Origin of the sequence: Blautia segnis, from assembly GCF_014287535.1 — a bacterium.
Taxonomy (GTDB): Bacteria; Bacillota; Clostridia; order Lachnospirales; family Lachnospiraceae; genus Blautia_A; species Blautia_A acetigignens.
Genome location: NZ_JACOOT010000008.1, coordinates 58,691 through 78,476 on the forward strand (window position 1 = coordinate 58,691; position 19,786 = coordinate 78,476).

13 protein-coding genes and 1 pseudogene are annotated in these 19,786 nt (G+C 44.3%); 1 reads left to right on the plus strand and 13 read right to left on the minus strand.

The window, feature by feature from the left end:
- Positions 1–67: 67 nt before the first annotated feature.
- The 6 genes from H8S54_RS03010 to H8S54_RS03035 form a co-directional block, all read right to left on the minus strand.
- The gene (locus H8S54_RS03010) at positions 68–3,649 is read right to left on the minus strand and encodes a family 78 glycoside hydrolase catalytic domain (RefSeq protein WP_186900873.1); all 3,582 of its coding nucleotides are present in this window, start codon (positions 3,647–3,649) and stop codon (positions 68–70) included.
- Positions 3,650–4,138: 489 nt separating this feature from the next.
- A complete protein-coding gene (locus H8S54_RS03015; protein WP_021924838.1) occupies positions 4,139–4,348 on the minus strand; it encodes a DUF3791 domain-containing protein in 210 nt (69 codons plus the stop codon).
- Positions 4,345–4,599: a hypothetical protein gene (locus H8S54_RS03020; RefSeq protein WP_021924837.1), complete on the minus strand. Its 255-nt coding sequence runs from the start codon at positions 4,597–4,599 to the stop codon at positions 4,345–4,347. Before H8S54_RS03020 ends, H8S54_RS03015 begins: the two co-directional genes overlap by 4 nt.
- Entirely contained in the window at positions 4,583–5,074 is a 492-nt protein-coding gene (locus H8S54_RS03025; RefSeq protein WP_021924836.1) for a DUF3990 domain-containing protein, read from the minus strand. The genes H8S54_RS03020 and H8S54_RS03025 overlap by 17 nt, the downstream gene beginning before the upstream one ends.
- Positions 5,075–5,391: 317 nt before the next feature.
- Complete coding sequence (locus H8S54_RS03030; protein WP_186900874.1) at positions 5,392–8,265, minus strand: glycoside hydrolase family 3 protein; 2,874 nt, start codon at positions 8,263–8,265, stop codon at positions 5,392–5,394.
- A 104-nt stretch (positions 8,266–8,369) separates the two neighbouring features.
- Positions 8,370–9,686 (minus strand): sensor histidine kinase, encoded by a 1,317-nt coding sequence (locus H8S54_RS03035; RefSeq protein WP_186900875.1) that lies wholly within the window; start codon positions 9,684–9,686, stop codon positions 8,370–8,372.
- A 55-nt stretch (positions 9,687–9,741) separates the two neighbouring features.
- On the opposite strand from H8S54_RS03035, the pseudogene H8S54_RS19270 reads away from it, so the two are divergent.
- Positions 9,742–9,810, plus strand: a pseudogene (locus H8S54_RS19270) (hypothetical protein); the annotation flags it as partial.
- A gap of 22 nt (positions 9,811–9,832) precedes the next feature.
- On the opposite strand, the gene H8S54_RS03040 reads toward H8S54_RS19270, so the two are convergent.
- From H8S54_RS03040 to H8S54_RS03070, 7 genes are all read right to left on the minus strand, one after another.
- Entirely contained in the window at positions 9,833–10,546 is a 714-nt protein-coding gene (locus H8S54_RS03040; RefSeq protein ID WP_186900876.1) for a LytR/AlgR family response regulator transcription factor, read from the minus strand.
- Between the two features lie 294 nt (positions 10,547–10,840).
- Positions 10,841–11,953 (minus strand): hypothetical protein, encoded by a 1,113-nt coding sequence (locus H8S54_RS03045; protein WP_186900877.1) that lies wholly within the window; start codon positions 11,951–11,953, stop codon positions 10,841–10,843.
- Positions 11,954–12,127: 174 nt separating this feature from the next.
- Positions 12,128–12,526 carry a hypothetical protein gene (locus tag H8S54_RS03050; protein ID WP_117849392.1) on the minus strand — a complete coding sequence of 133 codons (399 nt, stop codon included), beginning with the start codon at positions 12,524–12,526 and terminating at the stop codon, positions 12,128–12,130.
- 12 nt (positions 12,527–12,538) lie between these two features.
- The gene (locus tag H8S54_RS03055) at positions 12,539–15,643 is read right to left on the minus strand and encodes a glycoside hydrolase family 3 C-terminal domain-containing protein (RefSeq protein WP_186900878.1); all 3,105 of its coding nucleotides are present in this window, start codon (positions 15,641–15,643) and stop codon (positions 12,539–12,541) included.
- Positions 15,644–16,032: 389 nt separating this feature from the next.
- On the minus strand, positions 16,033–17,415 hold the full coding sequence (locus H8S54_RS03060; protein ID WP_186900879.1) for an SGNH/GDSL hydrolase family protein: 1,383 nt from the start codon (positions 17,413–17,415) through the stop codon (positions 16,033–16,035).
- 261 nt (positions 17,416–17,676) lie between these two features.
- Entirely contained in the window at positions 17,677–18,960 is a 1,284-nt protein-coding gene (locus H8S54_RS03065) for a sensor histidine kinase (RefSeq protein ID WP_186900880.1), read from the minus strand.
- A 1-nt stretch (position 18,961) separates the two neighbouring features.
- The gene (locus H8S54_RS03070) at positions 18,962–19,657 is read right to left on the minus strand and encodes a LytR/AlgR family response regulator transcription factor (protein ID WP_186900881.1); all 696 of its coding nucleotides are present in this window, start codon (positions 19,655–19,657) and stop codon (positions 18,962–18,964) included.
- Between the last annotated feature and the right edge of the window lie 129 nt (positions 19,658–19,786).

Consider the following 19,786-nt stretch of genomic DNA (forward strand, 5'->3'; position numbering starts at 1 on the left):
ATAACAGTTATTGCATATATTTTATAAAACGCTTCAGTAAAAAGCATTTCATAACAATGATGATTGATTATGCAGCAGTTACCGTTACATTGCCGTCTGTCACTTCGAAGTGATAGGTTCCGGCAACTAATTCCATCTGCTGAGTTTCAATTGAATTGTACTGTGCAGCACCCATTATGGTTACGCCGTCGCAAGCTGTTACGTCACCGGATACTGGCAGGTATAAGGTTGCGGAGGTGTTTGCAGGAACGGTTACATCGTAAGATGTCATCACACCGTCAGCTGCGGTCCAGCCGCTCTTGATGGTTCCGTATACAGAATCATAGCTTCCCTTTGCCTCTGTGAAATCACCGCCGACAGTAGGCTGCAGGATAAAGTGCTGATATCCAGGCTGTGACTCGTCAGCTTTGATTCCAAGCTGGTAAGCAACCATCCACTCATAAACTGCACCAAGTGAATAGTGGTTGAAGGAATTCATGCTGTTGTTTCCGTTGAAGCCAAGCTCGTTGGTATATCCGTTCCAACGCTCCCAGATGCTGGTTGCGCCCTGAGTTACCGGATACAGCCAGGAAGCATAATCTGTAGACTCAAACAGCTTGTAAGCAGTGTCGTTCAGACCATAATCGGAAAGTGCATTCAGCAGGTTTCCGGTTGCATTAAATCCAGTTGTCAGAGTATAAGGAACAATCGGCATTCCGTCACTGTCCTCACCAGATGCTTCTGCAATGGAAGCATTATAATTTTCCAGAACTTTTTCCAGATTCTCATCGCTTACTACATGGAAACGAAGAGGTGTTGCATAGGAAGCCTGGGTATCCTGGATCTCACCCTTGGTGTTCTTTGTTTTTCCGGTATCCGGGTCAATGAAGAACTCATTCCATGCTTCTCTTGCAGTTGCAGCAGTCTCACGATAGCTCTGTGCTTTCTCTGTATCACCCATAGCATCGGCAAGTACTGCTGCCTGATCCAGGCAGTTAATATAAAGAACATTTCCAAGCATTACGCCGTCAGTCGGAATTCTGGAAAGGTGATCACAAAGTGTACCAGTCTCACCAGTCAGTCTTGCATCTTCCTGCTTATCACCGTTCTCATCCTTGTAGGTCATTGGAGTAGAAGCAAGGTGATCTACGTATGCATAAATGTTATCAATGTTGTCTTTTACAATGTCAAGTTTTCCTGTCTGCATATACAGGTTGTAAGGAATAGTTACAACCAGGCAGTTCCAGGTAATACCAAAGCTCTGTCCGTTGTGCGGGATCTTGTCATCTGCTTCCAGATCATAAGTTACAAATGCCGGGCAATACTGGGAAGACATTCCGGTCTCACCGCAGTCCGCGCGAACAGTATCCATCCACTGGCGCATGAGGTTGTAAGTATCGGCTACATAGGAACCAGACAGTGCATAAATCTGCGCATCTCCGGTCCATCCCATACGCTCGTCACGCTGCGGGCAGTCTGTTGGAATGGAAATGTAGTTGCTGGTTGTGGAGTTTGTGATGTTTGTAAACAGCTGGTTGGTCAGCTCATTGGAGGACTCATACTCAGCGCTTGCATCCAGCGAGGAAAGTACCTGCATCTTGATGCAGTCTGCCGGAAGCTCCTCATCAAGGCCTGTGATCTCAATGTAACGATATCCGTGGAAGGTAAGATCCGGTGAAAATACGTTCTCGCCCTCTTTCATAGTATAGAAATCGGTTACCATCGCGGTACGGTAGTTCTCAACCATCAGCATTCCGTCAACGCCTTCGCTGGTGTACTCATCCAGCTCCGGATAAAGAATCTCAGCAAAACGAACGGTTAAGGTCTCGCCTGGTTTTGCATACTCTTCAGGAATTGTGATAACCGGAACACCGGAAACATTTTCGCCCATGTCGTAGATATAGGAATCGGAGCCTTCTTTGGTTTCGCCAAGAGCTTCTTTTACATCATTGGTACGGATTACGTGAACCGGATCGTCATAGCGGGAAACCAGCTGATAATCTGCAAACTGTTTTCTTGTCTCGATTTCAGAGGAAGCTGTCCATGCAGAGTCATCATATCCAGCCTCTGTCCAGCCTTCTACTGCTGCCTCTTTGGTAGCGTCGTATCTTTCTCCCTGGAAAAGAGATGCCAGACGTACCGGGCCATCGTTGTAGTAGGTCCAGCTGCCGTCATCGGTTACAACGACGTCACTGGAGCCGTCTGTATAGTTGACAACCAGTTTTGCCATAAGGGCTGGCTGATCGCCATAATAGTTATTATTCAGGCATTCAAATGTGGTCATTCCTGTCCACCAGCCCTCGCCAAGGATTGCACCCATTGCGTTTTCCCCGGTCTGAAGGTAATCGGTAACGTCATAAGAGTTGTATGCCAGAATGGAATCGTACTCTGTGGAGCCTGGATTGAACCATTCATCTGGTGCCACTTCCTGTCCGTTAATATAGAAATCATAGATACCCTGTGCGGTCAGGTAAAGTCTTGCAGACTCGATCTCGGATTTTGCTTCGAAATCGGTACGCACCATAGGTGCTGCCGCATAGGAGGGATCTGCATATCCAAGAACACCTGCGTCACCGCCATTTACAGTAATTGTATTTCCATCTACAGTTACGCCGTCCATTCCGTCAAAAATAGAATAGGTTGCACCGGTTTCTGCGTCCAGAAGGGTTCCGGTTGCATATCTTCCGCCGTTTTCAATTTTGTAATTTGTAAATGTGGCAGTGTCGCCTGCATTTGCTGCAAAACCTACGGAATTCAGGTTCGGGAATGTATTTCCATTTTCCATGGTATTAACCAGGATATCATCGCCCACTTTTGTACCGTCTACGGTAATAGTCAGTGTACTTGCGGTACAGAAGATGTTGATGGTGTGCGCTTCGTTTTTGTTCTTATCTGTAATCAGGGTATTCAGATCTTCGTCATCCTCAATGGTGAAAAATGGAGTGGACGGATCGTCATCTTTTGCATAGCCCATGCGGTAAGCATTGATCTTAGCTCCGCCGTTTGCATCAACACCGGACAGATCAAGCTCTACGCGAACGTAGTTCTCGCCTTCCTGCATTTCACTGTTGAATACCTTGTTTTCCAGACGGAAATCGTCTGCGCCAAGAATAAAGGAAGCTGCGTTGCTGCCTTCTGCTACCTGTACATCTGCGGTAATATTGAATACTGCCTTGGATGCGGCATCAAGCTGAAGTTCGCCTGCACCGATCCACTTCGCTCCATCCCAGGAAGCTGTGGAAGTATCCATCAGACCTGTTTCAAAGGTTGCATTCTCAGACTGGATGGTGTTGTCATTGTTGTCGGTTACGGTTACCGTCCAGCTGTATTTTGTTGCCGGAGTCAGCCCGCTTCCTTCGTATTCAATCTCGTTGGATTTACTGCTTTCCACTACACCGGAATCCCATACTACATTTCCTTCCGGATCCTGTACTACGATCTGGTAAGATTTCTGGGCTGCGCCAATCTCTCCCGACTGCATCTGCCAGGAAAAAGCAGGCTGCTGGGCATCCACGCCAATTGGGTTGGTGCGTCCCTGGGTTTCCAGATTTACAATTGCGGTTTCTGCGGATGATTCGGCTGCCACATCTGCTGCCATCACACTCACCGGACCGTTTCCCACCATAAGGGTAACGCCCATGAATGCAGCGAGCACTCGTTTCATACTCATGAATTTTCCTCCTCGTTTTTGTGATACTTTGTTGCATACATTTTGCCTGCGCAGCCTTTTGGAAGCTGCGCTTACATGTTCTTTCAGATGAGATGGCATCCATTATCTGGCTGCCTTTTCCCATCTTATTTAGTTAATATTGTAGCATTTTCACAGTGAAATGGTTATTTTTTACGCAAAGTGCGCATATTCGTACGCAAACTGAAATTTGACAGGAATTTTATATGTAAAATTTCACTATATTGTGTATTCAAAATATATCTAGTACATCGAAAATTAAGTATCTGCTATATTGACGCAGAATGATTTTCTCATATGCAAGGCGGAGGAATGAGGCGTAGCGGCGGCTACGGCGATTGACGACAACGCGGCATATGAAAAATCAGACCCTTTCAACCGATATCGCATAACCTTGCAGTTTTCTGACATAACCTTAAGCAAAAAAGGTACCTTTCTTTTTACAGAAAAGTACCTTTCCCACTCTATCAATTACCACGCAGTTTTACCTGTAGCAATCAGGCTATCGATGTCCATATATGCATTTTCAATTGCTTCTGTATGATATATTTCATACATATTATACACAAAATCCGTAAGCTTCTTCTCATCCAGTATCCGCAGTACTTCAGCCGCAGTTGTTCCTTTATACTGTGCATAACTTTCCAGCAGATATGTGAAAAATCTAAATTCCTTACTCAAATTTCATCCCCCCTCAAATAAAGAGAATTTCCAGGATCTCCAGTTGCTTCCTCCGCTTCCCAAATGTCATATACCGCCAGAGGACTGAAATACCATAGTTTCATATCATCATCTTCCAACATTTCATGAGTTTTAGAATTAAGGAATCTTCTAAGCGCTTCTGTCTGAGAAATTCCTCTGTTTTGAGCTATTAAAGCGGTTACTTCACAGTCAAAATTTTGAAGAATTGATGGCTTAGTTCTTTTTTCCATATTCATTTCCCTCCAGGTATTTTAATGCCGAAAGACCCTTCCAGGTCAAAAAAGCAAACTGATCTGCCAGTTTCTGCGGTTTCAGCAGGATTAATGCAGTTTCTTCATTTATAGTTCCTGCCATATAATCATTTATTACTGGCATTGTGTTATCATTTGCCACTGGCCCAATAACAATATCATATTTCGGTCCACTATAAATAGCTTTTCTATTATCAGTTACATATCTCAGCCATTCAATATCTGGTGACTCAAATTTTAAAACTGACAAATTTTTAATTTTATCCTCATTAAATTCATAGCATGAAACAATAGGGGTTCCTTTTCTACGTCTAAGTGTTTGTGTCTTCGACCATTTTTCGGCCTGTTCTTTATTCGATGTTGTATAAAATCCAGCACCAAAATCGAGTGTTCTGTTGGAAACAATAATCTTCGGTTCTCTTACTTCAACATTACTGCCGTGATACAATATCATGCTAAGGCTCCCTTCCTACACAACTTTTTTCAAGTATAACATATCTGCCCAAACAGTACAATTCCATCCATTTCTTCATTTTTTTAATAAAAAACACCCATCCGCAATATTTCAGCGGATCTAAACCTAATAGCAGTTTTTATTTCCCCAATCATCAAAAATGAAAGTGTAGTCCAAACGCATAATAAAAATCAATAGTTTTTGCATTGCAATGTAAAAACTATTGATTTTTAATAAGTTATTGCATTGTTATGTTTTTATGTATTAAAAGGCGCCTCCCCATTCCCCGGGGAAGCGCCTTTTGCGTCTAATCCGTCTTATTTCTTTTCTTCAACCACAATCTCAATCTTATTGTTTTTTCTGCATCTTCTGACGATCAAAATCACGCCGCCGATGATGATTACGGCCATTGCGATATCGAATGCGATCAGCCAGTACTGCCACAGCGGGAGTACTTTTTTCACTACTACGTTCTCGTCGATTCCGTTCATTGCGGAGCTGTTTACGACGGTGTAGAGGATGTCGTGGGAAGCGTTTCTGAGGGCTGTGACTAAGGTTGCATTGTCAGATACATCACCCATTTTGTAAACCTCAGAGTCGGTGTTCAGCCACAGGTCTGTTCCTGCCTGAAGACCAGCATCAATGAACATGTAGCCGTCATTTGCAGATGCATAGTCGGTTACGATAATGCCGTGGAAGCCCCACTCATTGCCAAGAACGTTAGTGATCAGCTCTTTGCTTGCGCCGCACCAGATACCGCCGATTCCGTTGAATGCAGCCATCATTCCGTGGCAGTCCGCATCTTTGACAGCCATTTCAAATGGAGTCAGATACAGCTCACGAAGAGCCTGCTCCGTAGTAAATGTGGAAATACCGTAACGTCTCTGCTCCTGGTCATTCAGTACCAGATGTTTCAGATAGCAGTACATTCCCTTGCTCTGTGCACCTGCTACCTCATTTGCACACATAGAACCTGCAAGGTAGGTATCCTCAGAATAATACTCAAAGTTACGTCCGCCAAGAGGAGTTCTGTGGGTTCCAGCACCAGGTGCATACCAGCCCTGTACGTTTACAGAAAGTCCGTCCTCACCAATGCATTTACCAAACTCAAGTGCCAGTTCTTTGTTCCATGTAGCTGCCAGAAGCTCCTGGTTCGGATATCCCATACAGTCTACATCACTCATGATCAACTCGCCGGAAATACCTGCGGGGCCGTCCTGGTCGCTGGACATTGGCTTGCTGATGCTGTCAATTGCCATGGTCTGCCATCCGCCAAGACGAACCATTTCAACCATCTCATCTACGGTCAGACAATCAAGGATCGCATCCCATTCCTCGTCATCATAATCCTTTCCACGCATGGTGATCAGGTTAATGTTGTCACCGGAGTTCGTGGTCGGCATCTCTGCATCCGGGTCATCCTGGTAAATATTGTTCTGGCTTAACTGTACAAATTCTTCTGTTGCTTCTGCATTATATCTGCCTTTTTCGTTTGGCTCACCATAGATGGTCGGCCATGTTCCGGTCCAGTCATTTCTTGTCAGATATACATAGGAATCATCATAAGTCTGGATGTTTCCATAGTCAAACTGGTTTGTAATTTCATTGCCTGTTGCAGCATCTTTTGCGTAAGTTGTATTGTCAAATTCCTTCTGCTCGTAGGTTCCAACCAGAGAATCATCTCCGTCTGCATCCATGCCGTCTGCTGTTGTGTAACCCTTTGCAGCAAGAATATTGTTCAGTGCCTGATGGCAGTCATCGCCGATTGCAAAGTAATAAGTACCGTCATCTACAATGTAAGTTTTTGCATTTGTGTAATCATATGCACGAAGAGTTTCCTTCGGAATATCAATGCTTACAGTCTCGCTTTCACCAGGTGCAAGCTCTCCTGTTTTCTCAAATCCGCAAAGCTCAACTGCTGATTTTTCTACCAGATTTTCTCTGTCATAGTCTGTGTATGGAGACTGGAAATAAACCTCTACAACATCTTTTCCAGCCACATCGCCGCTGTTTGTAACCGTTACCTGTGCTGTAAAATTATCTCCGTTTTCTGTCAGAGAGAAGTCGCTGTAATCAAACTGTGTGTAGGAAATTCCATATCCAAATGGGTACTGAACCTGCTTGTTGTAATCGTATTCGCTGTCTGCTGTGGAGGCATTTCCCTGTCCAAGAACCGTGTCCTCATAGCGTGTTTCATAATAGCGATAGCCGATGTAAATGCTCTCACCGTAAACAGTGTAAGCGTTTTTCGGTCCGTTCTCCTCGTTGTTTGTGTTGGTCCACTCGCCATACTCAAAGATCTGAGTTGCTGGTGCACTCATGGAATCATAAGCATATGTATCCACAAGACGGCCGGACGGATTTACCTCTCCTGTCAGTGCTTTCGCAATGGAAGTGATACCTTCCTGTCCTGGATATCCTACCCACATGCAGGCCTTGATGTTCGGGAAAAATCTGGAATCAGACCAGCCCATTTCAATGGCATTTGCTGTGTTCAGCATAACGATTACATCATCGAAATTGTCGTTTGCATATTTTACAAGTGACATTTCTGCATCAGAAAGAGAGAGCTGATCTTCGGTAAGATCCTGTGCCTCTGCTCCATTTCTGGAGATGACTACGATTGCTGCATCGCTGTATTCTTTTACAGAATCTGCTACAGAATCCAGGTATGTGGATGGATCCTCTTCTTTTCCAACACGGGCTTCAGATTTCTCATAAACAGAGTAAAGATCCGGGTTTACCTGGAAGCCTTCTGCCTCAAGTGCATCCTTTAAGCTGGTTGTTTTGGAGGTGTCGATTGCTCCGGAACCCAGTCCGCTGTATACAAATTTTGCGGAACCAATTCCGAAAAGACTGATCTTTTTGCCGCTTTCAAGAGGAAGCACGTTGTCCTGATTTCTCATAAGAACAATTCCCTCTGCTACCAGCTGTTTGCTGAATTCAGTCTCGTGATCTACCAGCTCTTCGTGGCTGCTGTAGTCACTTTTGAAGTACTCATTGTCACTGCTTCCATCACCTGTAGTGGTAACCTTTGTTGTTGTGTGTCCAAGTGATCGGGTGATGATGGTGGTATATTTCATTGCGAAATAATTGCCTACCAGAACCACGATCAGAAGGATTGCAAGAACGGTTCCCCAGATTCCTGCAAATGCTTTGTTGCTCATTCGCTTTTTGGCTTTCTTCTCCATAATTGTCCTCTCCTAAAATTATTTTCTGCCTTTCCAAATTGCTTATGAAGCCATTATAGCAAAAGAAAAAGCCCTCGCAAGGGCTTTGGAATGAACCGTCATTTTCATGACATGATCGGTAATAAAATGGTGAGAACGAAGTTTCCGTCCTGCACACGAACGCTGACCGTTCCCTGGTATTTCTCCACAATGGACTTGATGCTGCGGATACCGATTCCGTGATTTTCTTTGTCTGCTTTGCTGGTAAGGGGCAGGCCGTCCTTCATTTTCAGCTCTCCGTCAAAGGTGTTTTCCACCTGGATCACTGCAAAAAGATCTTTTTTCCACACTCGTACACCGATGCTTTTGAACTCATCTTTGCCTCGTTTTTCCACGCTTTCCACTGCGTTATCCAGAGCATTTCCCATGATGGTAAAAAGGTCTACCACATCCATAAATTCCAGTAGCTTTCCGTCTGCCACGCAGGTCCAGTCGATGTGATGGACTTTGCAGTAAAGACCTTTTTCCATAAGAATCGTATCCAGTGCTTCGTTCCCTGTATGTACGTTGCTGTCGTAAACCTGGATCATATCCTGCACATCTTCGATGAAGGATTTCCGTCTCTCAGAATGGCTTTCTGTCTGAATCAGGGCTTCAATCTGGTGCTTCATATCGTGGCATTTCCGGGTGATCATGGCAATATTTTCACGGGACATTTCGTACTGCAGCTGCCGCTGGTTCCACAGGTTTTTGTTCTCGGAAAGTGCTCTCTGGACACGAAGCTCTCTTTGCAGAATGGTTTCCAGCGCCAGCACCAGCACGCATGCTCCAAGGGCATAAATCTGATTTAAACGAAACAGCTTTATGTATTCCTTATTCGCTGTTCCAACTCCGATCACATCAATAGTTGTACTTTTTACCAGAACACTTAAAACCAGCACGATTGTAAGAACTGTGACTGCCATAATTGCTGCGTTGGCGCGGCTTACGTGATAGTGCCCTTCATCCGGCAGCTTTCGTGCGATCAGAATAGTACCGATAAGATAAACACATACGTATAATCCCCAGTAGCGGATTCCTGAAAATTCAGGAATAACTCCCTGATAAAAAATGACAATAAATAGAGATGATGCCGTATGTTGAAGCAATGCACCACAGGAAGCTGCCAAAATTGCATCTTTCCATGTAATGTCACAGCAAAAATAGCAAATCACTATAGTCAGTGCAAAAATAAAAATAAACCATATCCAGTTATAAATATTCGTTATATCAACAAAATAAGGATAAATTAATAAACTGGCCAAAAACAGCATAATCGCACTGGCTCCTACCCGCAGCCAGAAGCCTTTTCTCTTTTTTAGAAAAATAAAGAAACATAATGCTGCTGCCAGCATTTCCATGCAATAAGAAAATCCGTCCATTCCCTGTAACCATGTTTCCATCTTTCTCTCCCATAAATCCTGCATAAATTTAAACGTTTAATATTTTCATAGGCGCTGGAGCGTACAAATTGCGGGAATGATTTCTCAAACACGCTCTAATCTCACCTTGGAAAAGTTTCAGTAAAGATCCACTAAGCAACCCAGACTCAAATACTTTGCATATTCCCAATATAATCCGCTACCGCCTCAGCAAAGGCCTTCTTCCGCGCCCGGCTCACCTGCAGTTGGTCATTTCCTACAAGAGCCATCCCGTCATGGACGCTTCGCACATGGCGAAGATTTACCAGATAGCACTTGTTGCATTTGTAAAAACCGTTCTCCTCCAGCACAGCCTCCACATCCTTCAGAACACCTCTTGTGGAAAAATCCCCGTCCTCTGTGTGGAAGATCAAGAGATGCTGTACCACCTCCACATACTGGATATGGGACAGCAGCAGACGGTGGGTTGCCGTACCGGTCTTTATACTGATGCTTTTGTCTTTTTTCTTCTCTGCAAGCCTTTTTACCTTGTCCATTTTCACGGTAAAGGCTTCGTATTTCACTGGCTTGAGAACATAGTCAAGGGCCTGCACCTCGTAGCCTCTGATGGCATATTTCGCCATATTTGTGATAAAGATCAGAATCACTTCTTCGTCTGTTTCCCGGATTTTTTCCGCCGCTTTCATTCCATCCATCTGAGGCATTTCCACATCCAGGAAAATCACATCATAGCAGGGACGGTACTGATCCAGAAGCTCACTTCCGTCTGTATATTCCGCCACTTCGATCTGCACATCCTTCTCTTCCCCATACTTTTTCAAAAAACTTAAAAGCCGTTCCCTGTCTTTCGGATTGTCCTCTGCAACTGCCACTCTAAGCATAGTAAATCCCCCATAAATCATCTCTTGTAACCACTTTATCTTTTAGCATTTTTACTGCCAAAGCACCAGAATCAAGACAAAAATTTAGTCTTTTTATCCTGGCACCTTACGCTGCCTTCAGCTTATTGTTCATACATTTTTCCAGCAAAAAGGGTGCCTCATGGCAAAGGCACCCTTTTCGCTGCAGCACCTCAGTTACCGAAATGCTGTATATTATTTTTTAAGTGTAAGCTTATCTTTTCGCTGAAAATTAATCAATTATTTCAACACATTTTACCAATCACACGGTAAAAATTATTTCTCGATGGTCACCCAGATGTTCTGCTCAATTGCTTTGTCAAGGATTGCCGGTGTATCACCTTTCATGAAGCCTGTCTTGTCTTCTTCTACAGTGTACTCTTTTCCATCATAGGTTGTCTTTGTCATCTGATCATCACCGTAGAAGTTGCACTCAAGGTAGAACTCTGTATGATCTTTGTTTGTAGATACTGTGCAAACAAGGTCAGCCTGGATGTCTTCGATTGTGTACTCTACTACTGTGTACTCGTCATAGTCTTTATTTGGCTCGAACTGTGCCTCTGCCGGAAGGTCTGCTGCTGTTGCTGCTGCACCATCAGTTGCCTCTGCGTCTGCTGCATCTGCATCATCAGCACCGTTGTCGAAGTATACCCACAGATCCTGCTCGATTGCTTTGTCAAGGATTGCCGGTGTATCACCTTTCATAAAGCCTGTCTTGTCTTCTTCTACAGTGTACTCTTTTCCATCATAGGTTGTCTTTGTCATCTGGTCATCGCCGTAGAAGTTGCACTCAAGATAGAACTCGCTGTTGTCTTCTTTTGCAGATACTGTGCAAACAAGATCAGCCTGGATGTCTTCGATTGTGTACTCTACTACTGTCCATTTGTCATAATCTTTGTTAGCTTCGAACATTGGCTCTGCCGGAAGCTGATCCTCTGTTACACCTTTGATTTCTTTCTTGTCGTCAGCTTTTGCATCATCGGAAGCTGCTGCATCACCGATTGGAACCCAGATGTTCTGCTCAAGAGCTTTGTCAAGGATTGCCGATGTGTCACCTTTCATGAAGCCTGTCTTATCTTCTTCTACTGTGTACTCTTTTCCATCATAGGTTGTTTTTGTCATCTGATCATCACCGTAGAAGTTGCACTCAAGGTAGAACTCTGTGTGATCTTTGTTTGTGGATACAGTGCAAACAAGGTCAGCCTGGATATCTTCGATTGTGTACTCTACTACTGTGTACTCATCATAATCTGCGTTTGGCTCGAACTGTGCCTCTGCCGGAAGGTCTGCTACTGTTGCGGTAGCTGCCTCTGCAAATACAGAAACGCTTGTTGCCATAGAGGATGCCATTGCTGCTGCAAGTACAAGTGCTAAAACTTTTTTCTTCATGATTTTCTCTCCTTTTCTATTGTAACTGCTTGCCGTGCAGTTAACTTCTTACAGTCTTTTTGCAAACATAACATGCCAGATATATTTGCAATTGCTACAGTGTATTTCCACTGTATTTTTTCATTCCCAGGAACAGGTCATCTCACGCCTGTTCCCGGAAGATTCTCAGATAAATTACTCAGCCTCTTTTGCAACTGGCAGGAAGGAAGCTACGATATTAAGAATCATACCAACCACTGCAATGCTGCAGAAGATAATGAAGCTCATAATTGTGTCAATTCCATCCAGTCCGGAAACTACGTATCCGATCTGGTTTACCATTACAGAAGCGCTCCATACAGCTGCGCTTGCCATTAATACTGCATTTACAACCGGGATAAATCCGGTGATCACTTTATTGAAACCAACCAGTACAAAGGAAAGTACCGCAAGGACGATTGCTCCTGCCAGGAAATAATATACTGGCTGGAAAGTGTACATTACTTTTCCATAATAGATTGCTTCTACGATGGCGATAATGCCTGCTACAAGCGTCAGATACAGTCCGATTGATTTTTTTGTCTTATTCATCATCCGCACCTCCGATTACGCTTCTTTTTTGGATTTAACAGTTTTCAGGATTGTCATGATCAGGAACAGGAGTGTCAGTACTGCAAATGCAGTCTCAGCACCTGTCAGTGCATTCTGATACCAGGTTCTTACAGTCTGGATCTCAGTTGTGGAACTGATTCCGTTCATAGCATTGCTCTGTACCAGCTGATACAGGAAGTATTTGATGTTCTTCTTCATCATCTGCTGGAAGTTTACATCTTTCTCGATTGCCTTCTTGGATTCTGCCATAGCACCGATAGTAGAAGTATCATATGCGGAAGAGGTCAGTGTTCCGCCGCCGCCAGCTGCGGTTACGTCTCTCCAGTTCATGTAGTCCGCACCATTAATCATATCGGTTACGAACCATCCCTGATAGCCCCACTCATTTCTTGTAATGTTTTCAAGAAGATTCTTGTACGCACCAACGAAAGAAGTACCGGCACGGTTGAATGCTGTCATAACGCCCTGTGCATTGTTACTGCTCATGCACATCATAAATCCACGAAGCTCGTTCTCACGGGCTGCCTGCTCGGTCATAAAGGTGGACAGACCAGAACGGTTTGCTTCCTGATGGTTGAATGCGAAATGTTTCGGTTCAGCCATGGTTCCCTTGCTCTTAAGGCCAACGCAGAGAGCATTTCCCATGTAAGCAGTGAGAACGGAATCCTCTGAGTAATACTCATGGTTACGTCCGCAGTAAACAGTTCTGTGAAGGTTCAGACCTGGTGCAAATAAGGAGCTCTCATTTGCCCACAGACCATCTTCTCCAAGAAGCTCGCCTTCTCTTTCAACAAGGTCTTTGTTAAAGGTTGCTGCAACGATCGGCTCTGTTGGCATGGTTGCCATACGGTAAGTAGCCTTGTCATCTGTTTCTTCTGTATAGTAGTCTTCCTCAGAAAGGTCTTTTGACCATCTTACGAAATAACCGCCAACCTGGTCACCGGTGTATCCCAAAGGACCGTCGTTTGCGTATGTTCTTGCAAGCTGGATGGAATCGATATTCTCGAAGTCATCACCTGCTTTTTCAATGAACTGAATTGCCTCGTCCAGAGTAATCTGGTTCATAAGCTGATCCCACATCGGATCATCGAAGTCCAATGCTCCGGCATAGTTGCCATTCTCATCAAACTGCATCATGTCGATGAGCTTCATGCCATTGTCTGCGCCCCATGTAATGCCGCTTCCATCACCCTCATTCTCAGTGAGTTCGTACAGCTGATCGGTAAGACCTACCATCATAGCCTCAGTAGGTGTCAGTGACTCAATTGGCTCCCATCCCTTGGACCAGTCAGATCTTGTGGTATATTCAACAGTATCCTCAATCAGATTGTTGATATCCATATCCTGAAGCTGGTTCTCAACTCCTGCGGAATAGGTCTCAATGTCTGTATCTGCAAGATTCCATTTGATTGCATTGTCTGCGTTGATTTCGTCTGTCTCAGCAGTTTTTACAAGTCCGTCTTCATTGCCGTTCTTGTTTGCCAGTACATTGTTCAGTGCCTCATGGGAACCGTTTCCGATTGCGAAGTAGTAGTCTCCTGCTTCCAGTGACCATGCACCCTGTGTACCGTCTGCTTTCACAGCATCCTCATCATAGCTTGCCATGTAAAGAGGATCAAACTCGATGGTTACCTCTTCGGAAGCACCTGGATCAAGAACTTCTGTTTTTCCATAACCAATCAGCTGGATCGCAGATTTCTCAAGACCGCCCTCTGTATATGGAGCCTGTACATAAAGCTGAACGACTGATTTACCGGCAACGTCACCTGTGTTGGTTACATTTACTTTTGCTGTAGCAGTTCCGCCAACCTGTACATCTACAGATTCAAGCTTCTGCTCGAAGGTTGTATAGGAAAGTCCATATCCAAATGGATAAGAAACTTCGTTTGCATAATCCCATGCAGCGCCGTCAGAAGAACCTTCTGTTGTATCTGCATTTCCCTGTCCGAGAATCTCGTCCTCATATCTTGTCTCATAATATTTGTATCCGGTGTAGATTCCCTCGGATTCTACCAGATACCAGTCTGCTTTGTTTTCCTCAGTAAGAACTGCATCGGAGCCAGCCTGGGAATTGTTTGTGTAAAGATATACACCGTAGTTTACCATAGCCGGAGCGGATGTAGAGTTTACTGCATATGTATCAGCGATGTGACCGGATGGGTTCACCTCACCGGAAAGAACATCTGCTACACCGAGGAAGCCGTTTGCACCTGGCTCACCAGCCCATACGATTGCGCCGATTCCGTCATCGTTCTTCAGATCATCGATTTCAACCGGGTTGTTTGTGTTCAGAAGAACTACAACCTTTGTGCTGTGCTCTTTTGCAAGCTCGATCATGGCTTTCTCATTATCGGAAAGTGCCAGCGGACGCTCATAGCTGTCTGCCTCGTCTGCGCTTGTCATGTTCGGGTTGTAGTCGGAAGCCTCAGAGCTGTCACGGGAAATTACAACCAGTGCAACGGTGTCATCTGCTGACTTCAGAACATCGTCTGTGTAAATGCTCTCCGGTGCTTCGCCTACCTTGTAAGCTGCCGGATTCTCATACATGGTTCCGAAGGATGGCTGTAAAGAATGGCCATTCTTTCTGCCGTATGTTCCATTTACATCCTCACTACTGTACAGATCCAGCATATCCTGATTCAGAGAAAAGCCTTTCTCGGTCAGTGCAGTCTGGATGTCATACTGCTTCTGACCTGCTTCCGCATCAATGGAAACAGAGGATCCGATCATACCACCCAGAGTTGGATTGATGGAGTTCAATCCCCAAAGGGTGACCTTGTCAGAAGAAGTATTCAGTGGAAGGGTTGTATCTTCATTTTTGAATAATACAGTTCCTTCAGATGCGATTTCTGCTGCAAGAGCATCCTTCGCTGCGATTACCTCATCAAGGCTTGAGAACTCAGATTTGAAATAAGTGGAATCTGTTTTCTCTCCGTTACTTGTGTCTACGATCTTGTAGCTGGAAACTCCAAGACGTGTGTTGATGAATGCTGCATTGGCATCCACAATAGCCGATGCGCCCACTGTGACTGCAAGAAGACTGGCTGATACTGATGTGAGTCCTCTCCACAGACCTGCGGACTTTTTGTTGTTGCTCATAAGCTCCCTCCTTTTATATTTTGCGCTGCCACAGCGCGTAAGCTTATCTTTTATGGTAGTACTATAACAGATTTTTCCGCTCACGGCTCATTTCATGCGCAGACTGTCAATTTTCATACGCAAATTGCAGCCGCTTTTGTCTATTTTCACAAAAACAAGCTTCATTTTTTGGTAGTATAGCACAAATACCGTTGGTAATGTTGTCCAATTGTGACTGGTTCCTATTCAAAAATGACACGTTAGCGGAACTGTTTCCGTCATCGTATCTGCATCTTTTCTGAAATCACGTTTTTAAGATACTTCCATTATAATCTGCAACTGTTAAATAGCAATACTACTGGCATGGACCGTCATTTTCACAACATGATCGGTGCAGTTAGAAATTATCCTTATTTATTTTCACCAAGGAACTCTGTCAGGTACTCTTCGATTACCGGGGTCCACCATTCTACATAGCCTTTGCGGAATGGATGAACCTCATCGTGCATGTACTCGTTGTACAGGTCTGTTCCGTAGATTGCGGTCATATCCTCATTATGGAACATATCTACAACTCCAATTCCCCATTTTTCCTGGATCTGAAGAAGCAAATCTACCATTTCCTCATAGTTTTCCTTCTCGGCATAGGTTCCTGTATAGAACACAACCGGGCAGCCGAAGGTTTCCTTTACATAAGAAATAATGGTTTCGATTGCTCCTGCAATTGTGGTGTCGTCAAAGTCAGCAGGGTCTGTGCTGTCAGTGACTTCTCCCATTGGTTTTCCTGTGGTTGCATCGTTGGTGGACAGCTGAACTACAAACAGATCCGGAGTCTCATCTTTGCTGATCAGCTTCATTCTTCCAACATAGGAGTCTTCCTTCTCGTTTACCAGTGTGGTAGCGCTGATGGCGTATTTTTCGCAAACAGTTCCCGGATGGTTGTCCTGGATGGCATCTACCATGGAATAATGTCCCCCGGCTTGTGCACCGTATGTTACAGAGGAACCAAGCCAGATAATATTAAGCCCTGCAAGAGGATCGGATGGGTCTGCTTCCGGAACTGTTTTCACTGTGTTATCGTATCCGGTTGGCACCTCACTTCCGGCAGGTGCCAGAAGAACATCTCCTACATATGGGAAAACCATTCCCTTCAGGGTCGGAGCCTTGCATCCAAATGCACAGGTAACCTTGATGGTGTCTCCAGCTTTTAATTCCAGGCTCTGTTTAATCAGAAATCTTCCGGAATCCGTGAGAGTTCCTTCGTCGTACTCTCCGTCTTCTGTGTAGGATGCAGGGGAATCTGCCGGAACCTGCAAATCTACAGGCACGGAAAAAGTTTCCCCGTCATTGATAGTAAAGGTAAACGGCTGGGAGCTGAATGCTGCCAGAACCTTAGATACGGTAAGGTACATATCATAAGTTCCTTCTGCACCTTCCGGGACAGTGTATACGATTTCTGTTCCCTGGGCTGCTGCACGGATCATGCCAACTTCTTCGTCATAGGAAGTCGGCTCTTTTTCGTTATTCGGGCCTACGCCTTCGCCCTCAGTGAAGACTGCTTCTGATGCAGGAAGAAGAACCTGGCCTTCTGCAAGTGTGTCTCCAGCTTCTGTACTCGTCTCTACACTTGCCTCAGTTTCAGTACCTTCTTCTGATTCGGTACTTTCTTCTGTCTCAACGCTCTCTTCTGATTCGGCTGTGTTTTCTTCTGCATATACAGTCATCCCTGTTGTTCCCACAGCGGAACCCATCATACACATCACCATAGCCATAATAAATGCCTTTCTTTTCATTTCCTCTTCTCCTTTTCGCTGCGATACCCGCAGGTTTTTCTACCAGTCAAAATACCACAGAAAAAGGGCTATCAGAACAAGGTGGCAAATTCATATGAAATTCTGGCAAAATTATAGCCAACCGCTTTTCCAATGATTTTTAACTCGTTTTTGTACACTTTTCCAACACTTTTTGATGTGTATCTGTACACTTTTCCAATTTTATTAACACTCAATAAAAAAATCCCCCAGAGTCATCCAGAGGATTTTAACTGTTGAATTTTAAAGATATTGCCCTGTGGGAAACAGCATGCTTACAACAAACAGGTTTCCCTCCTCGGAAATTCGGAGGTTTCCGTTGTATTTTTCCACAATGTACTGCATGCTTTTGGTTCCATAGCCATGAAATGCGGCGTCTTTTTTGGAGGACGCTACGGGCAAGCCTTCAGGGGAAAGTTCGGGGAAATGAGAGCAGTAGTTTTCAATTCTTACGCTGACGAAGCTGCCTTTTTGAAATACTTTCAGGAATATGTACCGCTTCTCTACAGCTTCTTTTCGCTCGTGTTCGATGGCATTGTCCAGGCCGTTTCCAAACAAGGAGGCCACATCAAGAGTCTTCATAAAATTTAAGGCTTCCCCGTCAACCATGCAGGTAAAGGAAATTTTCTCCCGCTGGCACAGAAGCTTTTTCTCTGTCAGTACCACATCCAGTGCTGCATTTTCTGTCTGGAATGTACTTTCATAGGCTTCCACTTTGGTCAGTACCTTCTCCAGTTCTTCTGTTTCCGAATTTTCCAGGCGCTGGATTTTGTGAATGTAATGTTTCAAATCGTGGGCGTTTCTGTTTACAAATTCCACGTTGCTTCTGGTCATCTCAAACTGCTTTTTCTCCAATTCCAGAAGCTGGCGGAGCTTTTCATTGTCTGCATTTCTTGTGCGAAGCTCCACAAATCCAAGGGCGACGCCAAGCCCCAGAATATCGCAAAGAATCAGCGGCGGATATACTACCCAGACATCCCGTATTCCATACATCCAGAATAAATAGTGCAGGAAAAATACAAAAATGCCAACCGCGATCAGCCAGATCCATGCCGTATTGCTCAGCATATTTTCCAGCCTTTCCTTTGCAAATCTCTTTATGATCAGGAAATAGAAAACACTATAGATCAGCAGCATTAAAATTACCGAAAGTGAAAACTGTACTGTTACAGGTGCTCCGTAAAATATTGAATAAAAAATAACATTATACACGTTGGAGGACAGATTCTGGATAAATAAAGCCAGCATGCAGCTATACAATATTTCCTGGGAATCTGCAGCCAGGCAGAATTGCCAGAATCCAAGACTGAGAAAGAACACGGTAAAGGAAAATACCCCGGAAACATAGTTGCTGATCATATTCGGCAGCACAACAGAGAGCAGCAGAAAAATCATTCCGCCGGTCAATGCCCGCAGTAGAAAATTCTTTTTCTTCAGCAAATATCTTGTGCAAAGAACTTCCGCGAAAAAGATCTGGAAAATATATCCATGCGCCTGGGTAATCCTAAACAAATCCATTTTTTCCATACTATTGTCCCATCTGCAAGGTCAGCCTGTCCAGGAATTCCTTTTTGTATTTCTGGGAAAGAACGAAGGTCTGGCCTGTTGCCTTGATTTCGTTTCCCTTCCATTCATCCACCATGGAAAGGTTTACCAGAATGGAACTGTTTACCAGCGCAAAATGACTTGCCAGAAAATATTCCTGAATCTCTTTCATCGTTCCCCGCATTTTGTAAACATCTCCGTGAACATGAAATTCCAGATAATGCTTGTTGCTTTCTATATATGTGATCTGCCCCGGAGAAACCTTCTTCGCTCCGTTTGGGATCTTAATATAGTAGGCTTCACTCCGGTCAATATGAGACAGAGCTTTTTCAAATTTGATGCAGAACAGCTCATAAGCCAATGGTTTCACAAGAAAATCGAAGGCATTCACTTCATAGCCCTTCAGCGCATACTGCGCCATGCTTGTGATAAAGATAAGGCAGGTGTTGTCCCCTCTTTTCCGCAATGCGGCAGCTGTTTCCAGACCATCCATATGAGGCATTGCAATATCCATAAAAATCAGGTCGCAATCTCCCTTATAGTCATCCAGAAAATTCATACCGTTCTGAAATACCGTAATTTTGTACTGCGCTTCCTGTTCTTTTCCGTATTGTTCTATATATTGTAAAAGCTGTTTCTGATACTCCTGGTCGTCTTCTACTACAGCAATTGATATCATAGGGCAAGGTTCCTCCAGCTAGAGCGTGTTTGAAAAAGGCTTTTCTATATCTCTTTGTAATGCACAACAAGATATTCCAGCAAAGAAGCAGCCAGAATATCTTGTTCTTATTCATCTCTTGCAGCTATT